This window comes from Algoriphagus hitonicola (genome assembly GCF_900113375.1).
GTDB lineage: Bacteria > Bacteroidota > Bacteroidia > Cytophagales > Cyclobacteriaceae > Algoriphagus > Algoriphagus hitonicola.
This window is the reverse complement of the sequence record NZ_FOPC01000020.1, coordinates 1-15,037: the sequence shown is the minus strand read 5'-3', so window position 1 is coordinate 15,037 and position 15,037 is coordinate 1. Positions and strand designations below refer to the sequence as shown.

The following is a 15,037-nucleotide window of genomic DNA, read 5'->3' as shown; positions in this document are numbered from 1 at the left end:
CGCTTGAGATCATTATCTTTGGAGCGACAAACCGTTTTAAAAATGAAAAAGACCATTCTTTTGGGGGTTTTATTTTCCCTCATTTCCATATCGATCCTAGCTCAAGAAACCGCACAGAAGCCCAAAATCATCGTGGGTATTGTCGTAGATCAGATGCGACAGGAATATTTTTACAAATTCTCAGAAAACTATACCGAAGGAGGATTTAAAAGACTGCTGCGGGATGGTTTTGAGATGAAAAACGGACACTACAACTACATCCCGACGTACACCGGACCCGGGCATGCATCAGTTTATACAGGTACAACCCCTGCCACCCATGGAATCATTGGAAACAATTGGTATGTCAGAAGCCTCAATAAGTCAATCTACTGTGCAAGTGACAGTACGGTTACCCATGTAGGAGGGACGCCAATGAGTGGTGAAATCAGCCCCAGAAATTTACTGACCACCACGATTACGGATGAGCTGCGCTTCTCAACCAACAAGAGATCTAAAGTCGTAGCTGTCGCTATCAAAGACCGCGGTGCTAGCTTACCGGGAGGACATCTTGGCGATGCTTATTGGTACGATAGCAATAATGGAGAATTCATGACCTCTACTTATTATTATGAAGAGCTACCAAAGTGGGTAAAAGACTTTAACTCCAAAAAACAGGTAGATCAGTATTTGGATCAAACCTGGGAGCCACTTTTGCCCACAGAAAAATACGTCAATAGCATCGATGACAATAATGATTTCGAGGCTCCATTTATCGGTAAAGAAACCCCAACTTTCCCCTATGATCTTGCTAGCCTCAAGGAAGACAATGGAGGATATGGAATGGTGGCATCGACTCCTTATGGAAACTCCCTTACCCTGGATTTTGCCTATGCGGCTATCGAGGGTGAAAAATTGGGACAAGGTGAAGACACCGATTTTCTTGCCGTAAGCTTTTCATCACCTGATTATATCGGACATCGATTTGGGCCAAGTTCAAAAGAGCTGGAAGACAATTACATCCGCTTAGATCGGGAAATGGAAAAGTTTTTGAATTTCCTTGATGAAGAATACGGGAAAGACAACTACCTGGTCTTCCTTTCTGCTGATCACGGTGTCGCTGATATCGCCACCTATATGCAGAGTGAAAATGTGCCAGCTGGAAATATAAATACCGGTTATATTTTAGGTCAACTTAGAGGCTATACCTCTCAGGTTTATGGTGAAGGAAACTGGATCATCAATGGTTCAAATGACCAAATATTCCTCAATCATAAACTCGCAAAAGACAAAGGAGTGGATATCGTGGCGATGCAGAATGATTTGGCAGACTTCCTTTTACGCTTCAATGGGATCAAGGAAGTTTATACGGCAAATGCGATGAGGAATACTTCCTTTGACCAGCATCGGCCCAATTTACTTCAGATGGGCTATAATCATAAAGCATCTGGCGATTTGCTGATCATCTACGAGCCTGCTTGGCTTGCTGGAGGTGCGCGAGGCACGACCCATGGGACTGGTTTTACCTATGATACGCATGTACCGATTTTATTCTATGGGTGGGGGATAAAATCCGGCCACAGCACCCGATACGCTACGGTAACTGATATCGCCCCTACGCTTTCGATGCTGCTCAATATCCGCCTTCCGAATGGCGCTACCGGGGAGCCAATTCACGAGCTCTTCAATTAAAATTAATGAATCGAAAAATCCCGCCAAGTTAAATTTGGCGGGATTTTTTTTGGATTTTTTTAAAATGTAGTTCATTCCTAAAGACTCTAATGCCGGAAAAGAAACAAAAACCCGTCTGACCATCAGATTATTCTGACCAACTCATAGGATATTTTTCGTCAACAAATTCCAAGGCGTCTGTGGTAATCTGCAGCGGCTTAAAAGTATCCAACATTACTGCATACTCCTCAGTAGATTTTGCTCCGATTGATTTCTCAACCGTTCCCGGATGTGGACCATGAGGTAATCCGCCCATGTGAATGGTAAATGATCCTCTATCGATTCCTTTTCTACTCATAAACTCTCCCTCAGCATAGTACAAAACCTCATCTGAATCAATATTGGAATGATTATACGGGGCGGGTATAGACAAAGGATGATAATCAAACAGTCGCGGAACAAACGAACAAATTACAAATCCCCAGGCCTGAAATGTCTGATGGACCGGTGGTGGTTGGTGAATTCGCCCAGTAATGGGTTCAAAATCATAAATCGACAAGGCGTAGGGATACAGATATCCGTCCCAGCCTACAATATCAAGCGGACTGTGACTGTAGGTATATTGATGAACCATTCCCTGCTTTTTGATCTGAACCAAGTATTCACCCGGAGCTTCCTCAAGGACAATATCATGAGGAGGACGAATATCCCGTTCACAATACGGAGAATGCTCTAACAGCTGACCGACTTCATTTCGATATCTTTTGACAGTTTCGATCGGACCGTGGGATTCGATAACCAAGAGTCGAAGGGGACCCTCTTCATCAAATACAAATCGGTAAATGGTCGTTCGGGGAATAACAATATAATCTCCCTTTCTGACCTCCAGTTTACCGAATTGGGAATACATCACCCCTGCTCCATCGTGGACATAAATCAACTCATCCCCATCAGCATTTTTGAAATAATAGTCCATTTTGCGGTTTTTGGGGGTACAGATGCCCATCATGACATCATTGTTTTTCATCAGCATGCGACGGGCACTCAGATAATCCTCCCCTGTCACTTCTACTCCTGAGGTTTTTAAATGGGTTTGTTTCAAACCATGGTCCTCAGCAATATCCCATTTATAAGGTTTCGGCTCACCAATTGATTTGACATTGTTGGGATTGTGAATATGATAGAGATTGGAATAGATTCCAGAAAACCCCTTTGAGCTAACTAGCTCTTCCTTATATAAACTGCCGTCCGGCTGTCTAAATTGGGTATGTCTTTTGGGAGGGATGGTTCCCAAGCGATGATAATATGCCATGTTGATTTGGGTTTACAGGGAGCAATTTACAATTATGAGGATTAGTGAAAAAGCCTAAACATAAAAAAAGGCCGATTGTAAAAACAACCCGCCTCTTTCCAATTTGTTAGATTAATCAATTTGCTTTCTCATTTTCATCTTCGAAAATAAATTCGCGAAGTTTTTCGATTGATTCTCCGGTTTTTTCTTGAAGAAGACCTAAGATCTCATCTTCTTGTCCTTCTTGAAATTTTAGATCATCATCTGTTAGTGATGCATACTTTTGTTTAAGTTTACCTTTGATTTGGTTCCAGTTACCTTTAAGTTGTAGTGACATAAAATTTATGGTTTTGGTTAAAAATACTTATACTCTATTCTACGGATACTACATGAAATAGTTTCAAAACTATCAACTAAATGAAAAAATCCCTTGTTCTTTTCGCCCTAATATTATTGATATATCCTATGACAATCAATTCGTTATTTGCCCAAAAATTAATTTGGTCTGATGAGTTTGAAATCGAGGGTTTACCCAACTCAGAAAACTGGTCTTACAATGTCGGAGATCATGGATGGGGAAATAATGAACTCCAATATTATCAAGAAGCAAATTTGGAGAATTCCCGAATCGAAAACGGAAGATTGATCATTGAGGCTCATGCAGATTCCAGCTTACCCAAGGGATATAGCTCGGCGAGAATAGTTACCAAAGGGAAAAAGGCTTGGAAATATGCCTACATTGAAGTTCGGGCCAAACTTCCCGAGGGAACAGGAACCTGGCCTGCGATCTGGATGCTCCCTGAAAAAAACACCTATGGAGGATGGCCCAAAAGCGGGGAAATAGATATTATGGAGCATGTGGGTTTTGATCCGAGTGTCGTCCATGGGACTGTTCACACTGAGGCTTTTAATCATTCCATTGGTACTCAAGTCGGCAAGCAAGTCAAAATCCCTGATTTCAATACCGCTTTTCATGTTTATGCGATTAATTGGACTGAGGATAAAATCGACTTTTTTATTGATGATGATCTGTACTTCACCTTTGAAAATTCCGGAAAATCCAGTGCTGAATGGCCTTTTGATCAGCCATTTCATATCATATTAAACTTGGCTGTAGGTGGAAACTGGGGTGGAAAAGAAGGAGTAGATCCTAAAATCTGGCCTCAGCGAATGGAAGTGGATTACGTAAGAGTATATGATAAAAAGCCATCATCGGATTGAGATTCATGACATTCCTTGCCAATCTCTTTTTCTTTTTATAAAATGTACATTCTAACCCGCAAGTAACACTAACTCATGCAAAACTCTGGACTAAAGCGACGCAAAATTCGAGCACTTTTTATCATTAGTATCTTGCTTCTTTTGATTTATGCCAAAAATCTAATTGAACGACAATCCTTCCAAAGCATCAGCGGTACTTTTAGCGAAGTTTACAATGACCGCTTGGTAGTGGAAGGATATATTTTTCAAATTTCTGAGCATTTGTTTCAGATCCAGAAACTCGTGGATCATTGCAATCTAGACTATGATTATTCGAAAGTCGTGGATGAAATCGAAGGCCACGAAAATAGAATTTTGGCTTTAGTGGAGGACTTCGAAGCTACAAACCTGACTACGCAGGAAGATGAATATCTGAGTGATTTCAAAAAAATCATTGTCAATGATCTCACCATTAAAAGCTATGACTTACTCTACAATGAAAACGAAGGAGTCAACGTAGATCAGGTAAAGCTCTACGACCAAAAAATCTCACAAGCCCGCGGAGATTTGGAAAACTTGAGCACCATCCAAATGCAAGAAGGAGAAAAATTGATTAGCAAGGCAAAAAGGCTGATCAACCGATCCCAAATCTGGGCGCAGTTTGAAGTAGCCCTATTGATCATTTTGATCATCGTGATGTTTTTGCTAGTCTTCAGAAAATCAGAGGACACCAAGGGAATGATTTCCTAAAAAATCAAAACAAATAGAAAAGGGGCTGTCTCTTAAATCAATTTAATGTCAGCCTGAGAGGAGTCGAAGGCCATTTCTATTGTTATGGCTCACATTTCGACTTCCTGCCTTTGCCGGCGAGGCAGGCGATCAAAGTGACAAACTTCAATTTTGAGACAGCCTCTTGTTAATTATCAAATTGCGTAGGCTCGATCTCCCGGTTTCAAATCTATACATCCATCGTATCGACCTGGGGATTCCACATAAACCAAGGCTTGCGTAGCTCCAATTTCAGAAGTAAAATATCCCAAAACAGTTAAGTCTCGAAGCATATTGATCACTTGGGGCTGCTTAGGAGCAGAAGGCTCCTGAGGCTCGGAGGATTTATATTGCTCGTACAATCCATTTAAGTAAGCCAAGCGATCTTCCACCGGAGCACCGACAAAGTCAGTTCCTTTCTCGGATTTGAAATCCTTTCGGATCATATTCAGCCCATCCACAAACGTCTTCTGCTGATCGGCATCATAGGTATCCTTAACCATCATCACCATAAACTGACCAATACCGGCAGCTTTGGCACCTGGTGTGTCCGTCTCTGGAATAATCGTATCTCCTAATTCATCCAGAAAGGCAATATCCTCCGGACTGAAATTCAGCCCTTCGATTTGATTTTCGGGAGCACATCCAGTCAATATAGCCGTAGCTCCGACCATCGTCCCTCCCATCATGAGTATGACGCTTTTCAGTGCGTCTCTTCTATTCATCGTCATTGTCTTTTGGTTTAAAATTAGAGATTACGCTTGTTCAATTCATCCACTGCAAAAGCTGCTGCCCGGGCAGTCAACGCCATATAAGTAAGCGATGGATTTTGAGCTGCAGCAGAAGTCATGCAAGCCCCATCAGTTACAAACACGTTTTTGGCATCCCAGACTTGGTTGTTCCCATTGAGAACGGAAGTTTTTGGGTCTCTACCCATTCGTGCTGTTCCCATTTCATGAATACCCTGGCCAAAGGTGTAACCAGAATCGTAGGTCTGAACATCCTTAAACCCTGCGACTTCGAGCATTTCAGCGGCATCCGCCATCATGTCTTTTCTCATGTTCTTTTCATTTTCTTTGATTTCGGCATTCATGACAAGTGCCTCCATACCCCACTTGTCTTTCACCGTATCGCTGAGACGAATATGATTGTCATGATACGGTAAAATTTCACCAAATGCGGTAAACCCAATACTCCAAGGTCCGGGCTGAGTCAGCGCGTCTTTCATTGGTGCGCCAAAGTTCAGTTCGGCTACATCACGGCTCCAGCCACTGCGGCTGGCTGCACCCTGGTAACCGAAACCACGGACATAATCCCGCTTCTCGCCATTGAGATTTCTGAATCTCGGAATATATAATCCAGTAGGTCTTCTACCGAAATAATACTTATCCTCGTATCCATCGATTGTTCCTCTTGCTCCCAATCGGAAATGATGATCCATCACATTATGTCCTAATTCGCCAGAGCTGGAACCCAATCCACCCGGCCAAATGTCAGTGGCTGATCTCATCAAAATTGCTGTCGAATTGAATGATGAGGCACACAAGAAAATGATCTTGGCATCGTATTCCACCGTCTGATTGGTCTCCGCATCGAGCACTTCGACTCCGGTAGCTTTCTGTGTATCTTTATCATAAATCAGTCTTCGAACGATCGACCAAGGACGAAGAGTCAAATTTCCAGTAGCTTTTGCCGCAGGCAAAGTAGAAGCTTGCGTACTAAAATACCCCCCGAATGGACAGCCTAAGGAACACTTATTTCTGTATTGACAGCCTACTCTTCCTGGCAGAGGTTGGGTGATATTAGCAGGTCGGCCAATCAGCCAATGTCTGGCACCTTTGTAATGTTCTTTGATTTTTTCGGCACCATCCTTTTCCACACAGTTCATCGGCATAGGCGGCATAAATTCTCCGTCCGGAAGAATATCCAATCCGTCTTTGTTTCCCGATACGCCGGCAAATTTTTCCACATAAGAATACCAAGGAGCCAAATCCTTGTATCGGATAGGCCAGTCCACGGCAATTCCCTCTTTGGCATTCGCTTCAAAATCGATATCTGCCAATCGATAAGACTGTCGTCCCCACAGTAGCGAACGCCCACCTACCTGATAACCTCTAAACCAAGTGAAAGGCTTCTCCTCTACATAAGGAGAGTCGCTCTCATGAGCCCACCAGTCAAGATTTAACTCATTTAATACATAATCTCTTCGAAGATTGGGGTGATTCTCGATCAATTCGATTGTTCTTCTTCCTCTATGAGGAATCTCCCATGGCGGAAGGGTAGCGGTATCATAATCTTTGACATGCTCGACATCAGGTCCCCTCTCCAGGAGCAATACTTTCAGCCCCTTTTCCGTCAGCTCCTTAGCAGCCCACCCGCCGCTAATTCCTGACCCAACTACAATTGCATCATATGATTGATTTGCCATAAATATTAATTTGATTGAATTTTATACATCACATACCTGCACCGCCTGAGCAAGTGCAGCGATTTTATCCTCTGATTTTGGGATGAATTCATGAGAAACATACCCTTTATACCCCGTCTCAACGATCGCTCGCATTACTGCAGGATAATTGATTTCCTGATTTTCGTCAAGCTCATTTCTACCCGGATTGCCCGCCGTATGATAATGACCAAAATATTGATGGTGCGTTTGTATACTGCGGATAATATCTCCTTCATCGATCTGCATATGATAAATATCAAAAAGCAGCTTAAAGTTTTCACTATCGATCATTTTACAGAGTTCCACACCCCAAGGAGAGAGGTCACACATGTAGTCTTTATGGTTTACCTTGCTGTTTAAAAGCTCCATCTGAACGACTACTCCATGCTTTTCGGCTAAACTCATGATCTTTTTCAAACCCTCCGCACAATTTTTCATTCCTACCTCATCATCCATTCCGTTTCGATTTCCCGAAAAACAAATCAGATTCTTAAAACCGTATTTTGCCACTACAGGAATAATTTCTGAGTAGTTTTTGATCAGTTGATCATGATATTGTGGGTCATTCCATCCTCGGGGAATCCCGAGTTCTGCCCCATTGCACATAGAGCATTCGACCCCATGCTTTTTGAGTGTATCCCAAGTTTCAGGCCCCACGATGTCGATGGCATTAAAACCTATTTTTTTGATGGCGATGCAAAGCTCATCCAAGCTTAAATCAGGCATGGTCCAGGCACAAACGCCATGTTTTATATTCCCTTTTAATTTTAGCGGCTGATCGGATTTCCAATCAAAAGAACTTAGACTGCCTAATGCGGCACCCCCAAACAAAACTTTCTTAAAGCTTTCTCTTCTACCACTATCAATAGGTTTGGTCATTATCGATTATTTATAGGTTTAATTGTTTCTGATTTGAAAAGGAAAGTGAAAAATAGCAAAACCAAAACGGAAATACCAGCAGGAATTAACCAAATCGATTCCCAATCGTGATTTCCTTCTTCAACTAAGAAGTAATCCGAAATATGACCCGCCGCCCAGAAGCCAATCAGCATCCCCACTCCGTAGGTCGCCAAAGTAATCAAGCCCTGTGCGGAAGATTTGAATTTGGCTCCTGCATGGGCATCAGTATAGATCTGTCCGCTTACAAAAAAGAAGTCATAACAGACCCCATGTAAGGCGATACCGACCAACAGCATCCATACTTGTTCGTCTGCATTACCAAAGGCAAAAAACACATAACGGGCTGCCCAGGCAATCATTGCTACGATCAGAGTCTTTTTAATTCCAAACCTGGAAAAGAAAAGCGGCAAAGCCAACATAAACAAAACTTCGGACACCTGACCCAAAGTCATTTTTCCCGTCGAATTCTCCACTCCTATTTCAGTCAAAAAAGGACTGGCATTTTGATAATAAAAGGCCAAAGGAATGCATATCAAAATGGAGGAGAGAAAAAAGATGAAGAAATTTTTATGTTTCAACAGGGACAAGGCGTCCAATCCCAAAATCTCGGAAAGTTTGAATTCAGTACTTCTATCGGCTCGAGGTGGAGTATGCGGGAGCGTAAAGCTAAATAAACCCAAAATCACCGAAACAATGGAAGCCATCAGCCAAGTATATTTCAAAAGCCCATCTGCCAGGCCTGCTTGACTATCCCAAGCCAAATAACTGATCAATATTCCGGAGGCAATCCATCCAATCGTACCCCAAACCCGAATGATGGAAAACTCCTTAGCCGGATCCTTCATCTGATTGAAAGAAATCGAATTGACCAGCGCCAGTGTAGGCATAAATAAAATCATGTAAATCAATAGAATCGGAAAAAAGGAATTGAAGTCCTCACTTTGATACAGCCAATACATCAATCCCGCCCCAAGCAAATGAATTACCCCGAGAATACGCTGCGCATGAAAATAGCTATCAGCTATGAGACCAACGATAAACGGGGCGATGATCGCCCCAAAAGACTGTGTCGAAAACGCTAGTGAAATATCTTGGTCTTTTGCACCGAGATTTGCTCCCAAAAAAGTTCCCATCGTCACATACCAAGACCCCCAAACGAAAAATTCCAAAAACATCATAAAGGACAGCCTAACTCGGAGGATTGATTTCATAGGGGATTTAGATAGAAATGAATTTAAATCGAAAGTTTAGAATTTGGTCTTTTTCCTGTATTTTAAGCAAGTCCTTTGACAATATGAAATAAGGTGATCAAAAGTTTTGACCAAGCCATTCATAACGGGATGCGGCTATTGGTCAATTATTCGTACATGTCAATTGAAGAAAGGGAGATTTTCTGGGACAGAATTAATTATTTCAATAAAAAAAACCTGAAAAACCTAGTAACGGACCTATGTCAACAACTCAAAAACTAAAAATCGGATTGGTCGGTGGAGGCCCTGGATCCTTTATCGGAGCCATTCACCTCAATGGAGCACTCATGGACAGCATGTTTGAGCTGGCCGCAGGAGCCTTTTCCTCCAATCCCCAAAAATCAAAACAACGAGGTGAAGAACTCATGCTGGATAGCAGCCGGGTATATGGAAGCTACGATGAAATGTTTGAAAAAGAACTTCAGCTGCCAGATTATGAGCGAATCGATGTAGTGGTCATTGTCACTCCAAACAATGTCCATTTAGATCCTGCCATAAAGGCGCTGAAAAAAGGGTTTCACGTCGCCTTAGACAAGCCCCTCACACTCAACTATGAGGAGGCAAAACAGCTTTATCATGCGGTCAATGCTTCAGACAAACTTTTTTTACTCACCCATACCTACTCGGGATATCCGATGATCAAGCAAGCGAAGCAAATGATTGCGGAAGGTAAACTTGGGAAAATCCATAAAGTCTATGTCGAATATCCTCAGGGCTGGCTTTACAAGCTTTTAGAAACCGAAAACAACAAACAAGCCGAATGGAGGACAGACCCAAAAAGAAACGGCCTTGCCGGCTGTATGGGAGACATCGGAACCCACGCTTTTCATCTGGCAGAGTATGTTTCGGGCGAAAAAGTCGCGAAACTCTGCGCGGACTTGTATATCAAAGTAGACGGAAGACCCATCGATGACGATGGAGTAGTTTTACTCCGGTTTGAAAATGGAGCCTCGGGCGTACTGATGGCCTCGCAAACGGATACGGGCTGCGAAAACAACCTTAAAATCCGGGTTTATGGAGATAAAGGTGGGCTTGAATGGGAGCAGGAAGATAATAATTCGCTGACCGTGCGGTTTCCAAACCAGCCGGCTCAAATTTTCAGAGCAGGAACCGGATACCTCGGTTCTCTTGCTCAGGAAAACACGAGAACTCCCGCAGGTCATCCCGAGGGATACATCGAGGCTTTTGCCAATTTATACCGAAATTTCGCCCGTTGCATTTATGCTCAACGAGCCGGAGAGAAACCAAAACCGGAATGGGAAGATTTCCCTGGTGTCGAAGACGGAATCCGTGGAATGGCCTTCATCGACCATGTTTTAAAAAGTACCGAGTCTGACCAAAAATGGACTCCTTTTATCGTAGAAAAATAATCAACGCTTAAACCTAAAATCAACAACATGAAATCTATCAAAGGACCAGCCATATTTTTGGCCCAATTTGCTGACGATAAAGCACCGTTTAATAACCTGAAAAACATCTGTGAATACATGGCCGAACTAGGCTACAAAGGGGTGCAAATCCCATCCTGGGACAGCCGTATGATTGATTTGCAAAAAGCTGCCGAAAGTAAAACCTATGCAGATGAAGTAGCAGGTATCGTAAAGGATAGCGGCATGGTCATCACTGAGCTTTCTACTCATTTACAAGGACAGCTTGTGGCTGTGCATCCGGCATATAATGAGCTTTTCGATGGCTTTGCTCCCGCAAATCTCAAAGGAGATCTCAAAGGAAAAACTGAATGGGCTACCCAGCAGTTAAAATACGCGGCTAAAGCATCTGCCAACCTAGGACTGACGGCACATGCCACCTTTTCTGGAGCCTTGATGTGGCATACAGTTTACCCTTGGCCTCAGCGCCCCGCGGGACTCGTCGATACTGGATTTGGAGAATTGGCAAAAAGATGGACCCCTATTCTAGACGAGTTTGACAAATATGGAGTTGATGTCTGCTATGAGCTCCATCCGGGAGAAGATCTCCATGACGGCATAACATTTGAAATGTTTCTAGATAAAGTAAATCATCACAAGCGGGCTAATATCCTCTATGATCCTAGCCACTTTGTGCTTCAGTGCCTTGATTACCTCCAATTCATTGATTTCTATAACGAACGCATCAAAATGTTCCATGTTAAAGACGCCGAATTTAACCCAACCGGAAAGCAAGGTGTGTACGGTGGGTTCCAAGGCTGGGTGGAGCGTGCCGGAAGATTTAGATCATTGGGAGACGGGCAAGTTGATTTTGGCGGAATTTTTAGCAAACTTTCGCAATACAATTTTGATGGATGGGCTGTCCTTGAGTGGGAATGTGCCATCAAGCATCCAGAGCAAGGTGCCGCAGAAGGCGCACCATTTATCGATGCTCATATTATCCGTGTGACCGAAAAAGCTTTTGACGACTTTGCAGGAACCGGAGCTGATGAGGCATTCAACAAGAAAATATTAGGAATCTAAATACCTTTAATAAATACGTAAACAATGAAAATTACAAAACCTTTAAACCTGGGTTTAGCAGCATTGGCTGGGATAGCTTTTGCTTGCGGTGGCGGAAGTGAACAGTCATCCGAAACCAGCGAAACAGTAGCTACCACTCCTGAGCCAGCTCAAGAAATAAGCTTAGAAGAAAAGTATCAAGATGATCCGATTTACATCAAAGGACTTGAAAAAATCAAGGCCTCTGACTGTCAGTCTTGCCACATGGTAGAGCGGAAAATCGTCGGTCCTTCCTATGCTGAAGTAGCAGCTAAGTACGAAACCACCGAAGAAAACATAGACATGCTTGCCCAAAAAGTCATCAATGGTGGTGTAGGCAATTGGGGAGAAGTACCCATGCCAGCTCATCCGGGCTTGAGCGAGGAAGACGCTAAGGACATGGTTCGATACGTACTATTGCTGAAAGAATAAGATGATGCAGAAAAATTATTGGATTGTTTCTTCCTTGGCAGCATCACTTCTTATCAGCTGCTCAGGAGAAAAAACTGTAGAAAATACAGCAGAAACTACTGAAACTAATACTGAAGCGTCCATGCCTCAAGAGTCAGAATGGATCTCCCTATTTGACGGACAGTCATTTGATGGCTGGCATAAGTACGGCGGAGGTGAAGTCGGAAAAGCATGGAAAATCGAAAACGGCGAAATCTACCTCGATGCAGCTAATAAAGACGGCTGGCAAACTGGCGATGGAGGTGATATTATTACCGATGAGGAATACGAAAATTTCCACTTGAAATACGAATGGAAAATCGCTCCCAACGGAAACAGTGGCGTCATCTTTTTAGTCCACGAGTCAGATGAATACGATTATCCTTGGCTGACCGGACCAGAAATGCAAGTACTAGATAATGAAGGTCACCCAGATGCAGAAATCATCAGCCACAGAGCAGGTGATTTGTATGACTTGATCGTCAGCAGTGAAGAGACTGTCAAGCCTGCTGGAGAATGGAATATGGCCGAAATCATCGTGGATGATGCACAACTGACCCTAAGATTAAACGATGTCACCACTGTAGAAACTACACTTTGGACTCCTGAATGGGAAGCTTTGATCGCAGACAGCAAATTCAAAGATATGCCTGGCTTCGGGAAATACAAAAAGGGGAAAATTGCCCTTCAGGACCATGGAGATTTGGTCCACTTTCGGAATATCGAGTTGAAAAAACTTTAACCTTCAAAAAAGAAAAAGTCTCCCGAAAAGGAGACTTTTTCTTTTATAGTCGTGTGATGTGTTCTTTTTTCACAAAGGCCACACTATTTTTCCATTCTACCTCATACCAGATGTCCTTGGAAGATTTAATTTTAACTCGATGCCCAGGTTCTATTCGATCAATGATAGATCCACCTGCAGTCGGTTTAGAAACGATATAGGTAGGGCTGTTTGTAATCAATCCTGTCCTAGGTCCTTTAAGGAAATTATTTGAGATAAAGAGCAAAAGCAACAAAATTAGGCTAGGCCAATAGGAAATTTTTTCCTCGGGATTTCTTCCCATCCACCAAATCGAGAGCAGCGATAAAATCAACAAGACGGCCAAGCCTCCTACGATGTATTCTTTATAATCCACCAAAAATAGTAAAAACCGCCCCGAATCGGATACCTCAAATCCATAGAGGGTATTTTGCCCAGTCAGGTCTTTGATTTTTGAGATAATCTGATTGGTCGGCGCCAAGTCATAATATTTGCTCAGATATAAAGTTGCCTGTTCTTTATCCCCCATTCCTTCGGCGATGAAAGCCATTTTGAGCAACATAGCAGGGGAATAAAGTCCAGATTCATAATTCTGGGCGTATAGATTCATTGCCTCTTGGTAGTTTTGCTGCGCAAACAGGGAGTCCGCCCGGTTTACGTCATTTACACCCCCTTGACTATGAATGCTTTGCGCAAAGAGGATAAAAAATATTGAAAGTTTTACGAGAAAGATTGAATTCGGGTTTGGCATTTATAAATGAGAGTCATAAATTTGCAGTCCAATTACGGCAATGATCTAACAAAAAGCAAGGTTAGGGAGCTGATTTGAATGTAAAAAACAAGGGTATTTGACGTTAAAAAAAGTCAATACAAATTGAAGATTCCGTAGCTCAGCTGGTAGAGCATAACACTTTTAATGTTAGGGTCCTGGGTTCGAGCCCCAGCGGGATCACCAAGAGACCAAGTAGGGTATTAAGGCGAGAAGCCTGTCCCGATAAGCAAAGCGAAATCGGGAAACCCCAGCCGGATCACTTAGAACAAACTGGGGAAAAGTCTCCTCAGAATCAGAAAACCTAACTTGCAAGGAGTTAAAATCTTATTGAAGCCTTTCTAAGGCCAAAACTTACCAAATGGCAAATGGCCGTTTGAAACATTAATATATCTTAGTTTCGGGGTGTAGCGTAGCCCGGTATCGCGCCACATTTGGGATGTGGAGGTCGTAGGTTCGAATCCTGCCACCCCGACTTTAACATAACTAGCAGTAGTTATCCAGGTCCTGTAGCTCAACTGGATAGAGCAACTGCCTTCTAAGCAGTAGGTTTCAGGTTCGAGTCCTGACAGGATCACATTAATGTCATCACAAGCGGAATTAAGTTCCGCTTTTTTCTTTGATTCCGTAGCTCAGCTGGTAGAGCATAACACTTTTAATGTTAGGGTCCTGGGTTCGAGCCCCAGCGGGATCACAATGAGAAGCAGGTCTTTTGGCCTGCTTTTTTGCTTTAATACCATTCTGGGGCGAGAAGTTTGGATTTACTACAAAAAACTGGACAATATTTTTAAGCCTGTTTTTGAATTGATTTAATGCCGCCTGCCGCGGGGCTACTCAACTAATCAGTGGGATTTAGAAAAAAAATCCCCCTGATTAGTTCGAGTTCAGTTTTCTTCATGCGGCCTTTGTTTTTGTTGTTTCTCCGAACTGCTCAGGAGTGAGGTAATTCAGGTAGGAATGTTTTCTTTCTTTGTTGTACCAGATTTCGATGAACTCAAAGAGTTCAACCTGTATCTGTCTAACGTTCAATACCGGAAGCTGGTAGATCAGCTCAGATTTGATGATTTTAAAGAAGTTTTCTG

At 42.8% G+C, this 15,037-nt stretch carries 15 protein-coding genes and 4 tRNA genes; 11 read left to right on the top strand and 8 right to left on the bottom strand.

Annotation, left to right across the window (positions count from 1 at the left end):
- Positions 1–42 precede the first annotated feature (42 nt).
- Entirely contained in the window at positions 43–1,671 is a 1,629-nt protein-coding gene (pafA, locus tag BM043_RS18530; protein WP_092794539.1) for an alkaline phosphatase PafA, read from the top strand.
- A gap of 127 nt (positions 1,672–1,798) precedes the next feature.
- Here the strand turns inward: pafA and BM043_RS18525 are convergent, their stop codons facing one another.
- Positions 1,799–2,962, bottom strand: a complete 1,164-nt coding sequence (locus BM043_RS18525) for a homogentisate 1,2-dioxygenase (RefSeq protein WP_092794536.1) — start codon at positions 2,960–2,962, stop codon at positions 1,799–1,801.
- Positions 2,963–3,077: 115 nt separating this feature from the next.
- Positions 3,078–3,278, bottom strand: coding sequence for a CsbD family protein (locus BM043_RS18520; protein WP_092794533.1), 201 nt, complete (start codon positions 3,276–3,278; stop codon positions 3,078–3,080).
- An 80-nt stretch (positions 3,279–3,358) separates the two neighbouring features.
- Between BM043_RS18520 and BM043_RS18515 the strand changes: the two genes are divergently transcribed.
- Positions 3,359–4,162 (top strand): glycoside hydrolase family 16 protein, encoded by an 804-nt coding sequence (locus BM043_RS18515; RefSeq protein ID WP_092794530.1) that lies wholly within the window; start codon positions 3,359–3,361, stop codon positions 4,160–4,162.
- Positions 4,163–4,237: 75 nt separating this feature from the next.
- The gene (locus BM043_RS18510; protein WP_092794529.1) at positions 4,238–4,891 is read left to right on the top strand and encodes an MCP four helix bundle domain-containing protein; all 654 of its coding nucleotides are present in this window, start codon (positions 4,238–4,240) and stop codon (positions 4,889–4,891) included.
- A 173-nt stretch (positions 4,892–5,064) separates the two neighbouring features.
- Here BM043_RS18510 and BM043_RS18505 read toward each other — a convergent pair whose 3' ends face one another.
- From BM043_RS18505 to BM043_RS18490, 4 genes are read right to left on the bottom strand one after another with little or no spacing between them, the layout of a single operon-like run.
- Entirely contained in the window at positions 5,065–5,640 is a 576-nt protein-coding gene (locus tag BM043_RS18505; protein ID WP_092794526.1) for a gluconate 2-dehydrogenase subunit 3 family protein, read from the bottom strand.
- 17 nt (positions 5,641–5,657) lie between these two features.
- The gene (locus BM043_RS18500; protein ID WP_092794523.1) at positions 5,658–7,337 is read right to left on the bottom strand and encodes a GMC oxidoreductase; all 1,680 of its coding nucleotides are present in this window, start codon (positions 7,335–7,337) and stop codon (positions 5,658–5,660) included.
- A 21-nt stretch (positions 7,338–7,358) separates the two neighbouring features.
- Positions 7,359–8,237, bottom strand: a complete 879-nt coding sequence (locus BM043_RS18495; protein WP_092794520.1) for a hydroxypyruvate isomerase family protein — start codon at positions 8,235–8,237, stop codon at positions 7,359–7,361.
- The gene (locus BM043_RS18490; RefSeq protein WP_092794517.1) at positions 8,237–9,469 is read right to left on the bottom strand and encodes a nucleoside permease; all 1,233 of its coding nucleotides are present in this window, start codon (positions 9,467–9,469) and stop codon (positions 8,237–8,239) included. Before BM043_RS18490 ends, BM043_RS18495 begins: the two co-directional genes overlap by 1 nt.
- A 239-nt stretch (positions 9,470–9,708) precedes the next feature.
- Between BM043_RS18490 and BM043_RS18485 the strand changes: the two genes are divergently transcribed.
- Genes BM043_RS18485 through BM043_RS18470 form a run of 4 tightly spaced genes read left to right on the top strand, consistent with a single transcriptional unit; the run spans position 9,709 to position 13,168 of the window.
- A complete protein-coding gene (locus BM043_RS18485; RefSeq protein WP_092794514.1) occupies positions 9,709–10,878 on the top strand; it encodes a Gfo/Idh/MocA family protein in 1,170 nt (389 codons plus the stop codon).
- A 27-nt stretch (positions 10,879–10,905) separates the two neighbouring features.
- A complete protein-coding gene (locus BM043_RS18480) occupies positions 10,906–11,958 on the top strand; it encodes a sugar phosphate isomerase/epimerase family protein (protein ID WP_092794511.1) in 1,053 nt (350 codons plus the stop codon).
- A 24-nt stretch (positions 11,959–11,982) separates the two neighbouring features.
- Complete coding sequence (locus BM043_RS18475; protein WP_092794508.1) at positions 11,983–12,408, top strand: c-type cytochrome; 426 nt, start codon at positions 11,983–11,985, stop codon at positions 12,406–12,408.
- 4 nt (positions 12,409–12,412) lie between these two features.
- A complete protein-coding gene (locus BM043_RS18470) occupies positions 12,413–13,168 on the top strand; it encodes a 3-keto-disaccharide hydrolase (protein ID WP_092794593.1) in 756 nt (251 codons plus the stop codon).
- A gap of 43 nt (positions 13,169–13,211) precedes the next feature.
- Here BM043_RS18470 and BM043_RS18465 read toward each other — a convergent pair whose 3' ends face one another.
- Entirely contained in the window at positions 13,212–13,796 is a 585-nt protein-coding gene (locus BM043_RS18465; protein ID WP_245753080.1) for an SH3 domain-containing protein, read from the bottom strand.
- 269 nt (positions 13,797–14,065) lie between these two features.
- Here BM043_RS18465 and BM043_RS18460 point away from each other — a divergent pair.
- From BM043_RS18460 to BM043_RS18445, 4 genes are all read left to right on the top strand, one after another.
- A tRNA-Lys gene (locus tag BM043_RS18460) sits at positions 14,066–14,141 on the top strand.
- Positions 14,142–14,356: 215 nt separating this feature from the next.
- Positions 14,357–14,430, top strand: a tRNA-Pro gene (locus BM043_RS18455).
- A 28-nt stretch (positions 14,431–14,458) separates the two neighbouring features.
- Positions 14,459–14,532, top strand: a tRNA-Arg gene (locus BM043_RS18450).
- A 44-nt stretch (positions 14,533–14,576) separates the two neighbouring features.
- Positions 14,577–14,649: transfer RNA gene (locus tag BM043_RS18445), tRNA-Lys, on the top strand.
- Between the two features lie 200 nt (positions 14,650–14,849).
- Here the strand turns inward: BM043_RS18445 and BM043_RS18440 are convergent.
- The coding region (locus BM043_RS18440) for an IS3 family transposase (RefSeq protein ID WP_143189540.1) at positions 14,850–15,037 on the bottom strand (188 nt) is incomplete at its 5' end.

Coding starts and splice junctions, on each gene's coding strand:
- pafA (WP_092794539.1), top strand. CDS start 43: ATGAAAAAGACCATTCTTTTGGGGGTTTTATTTTCCCTCATTTCCATA.
- BM043_RS18525 (WP_092794536.1), bottom strand. CDS start 2,962: ATGGCATATTATCATCGCTTGGGAACCATCCCTCCCAAAAGACATACC.
- BM043_RS18520 (WP_092794533.1), bottom strand. CDS start 3,278: ATGTCACTACAACTTAAAGGTAACTGGAACCAAATCAAAGGTAAACTT.
- BM043_RS18515 (WP_092794530.1), top strand. CDS start 3,359: ATGAAAAAATCCCTTGTTCTTTTCGCCCTAATATTATTGATATATCCT.
- BM043_RS18510 (WP_092794529.1), top strand. CDS start 4,238: ATGCAAAACTCTGGACTAAAGCGACGCAAAATTCGAGCACTTTTTATC.
- BM043_RS18505 (WP_092794526.1), bottom strand. CDS start 5,640: ATGACGATGAATAGAAGAGACGCACTGAAAAGCGTCATACTCATGATG.
- BM043_RS18500 (WP_092794523.1), bottom strand. CDS start 7,337: ATGGCAAATCAATCATATGATGCAATTGTAGTTGGGTCAGGAATTAGC.
- BM043_RS18495 (WP_092794520.1), bottom strand. CDS start 8,237: ATGACCAAACCTATTGATAGTGGTAGAAGAGAAAGCTTTAAGAAAGTT.
- BM043_RS18490 (WP_092794517.1), bottom strand. CDS start 9,469: ATGAAATCAATCCTCCGAGTTAGGCTGTCCTTTATGATGTTTTTGGAA.
- BM043_RS18485 (WP_092794514.1), top strand. CDS start 9,709: ATGTCAACAACTCAAAAACTAAAAATCGGATTGGTCGGTGGAGGCCCT.
- BM043_RS18480 (WP_092794511.1), top strand. CDS start 10,906: ATGAAATCTATCAAAGGACCAGCCATATTTTTGGCCCAATTTGCTGAC.
- BM043_RS18475 (WP_092794508.1), top strand. CDS start 11,983: ATGAAAATTACAAAACCTTTAAACCTGGGTTTAGCAGCATTGGCTGGG.
- BM043_RS18470 (WP_092794593.1), top strand. CDS start 12,413: ATGCAGAAAAATTATTGGATTGTTTCTTCCTTGGCAGCATCACTTCTT.
- BM043_RS18465 (WP_245753080.1), bottom strand. CDS start 13,796: ATGAATCTATACGCCCAGAATTATGAATCTGGACTTTATTCCCCTGCT.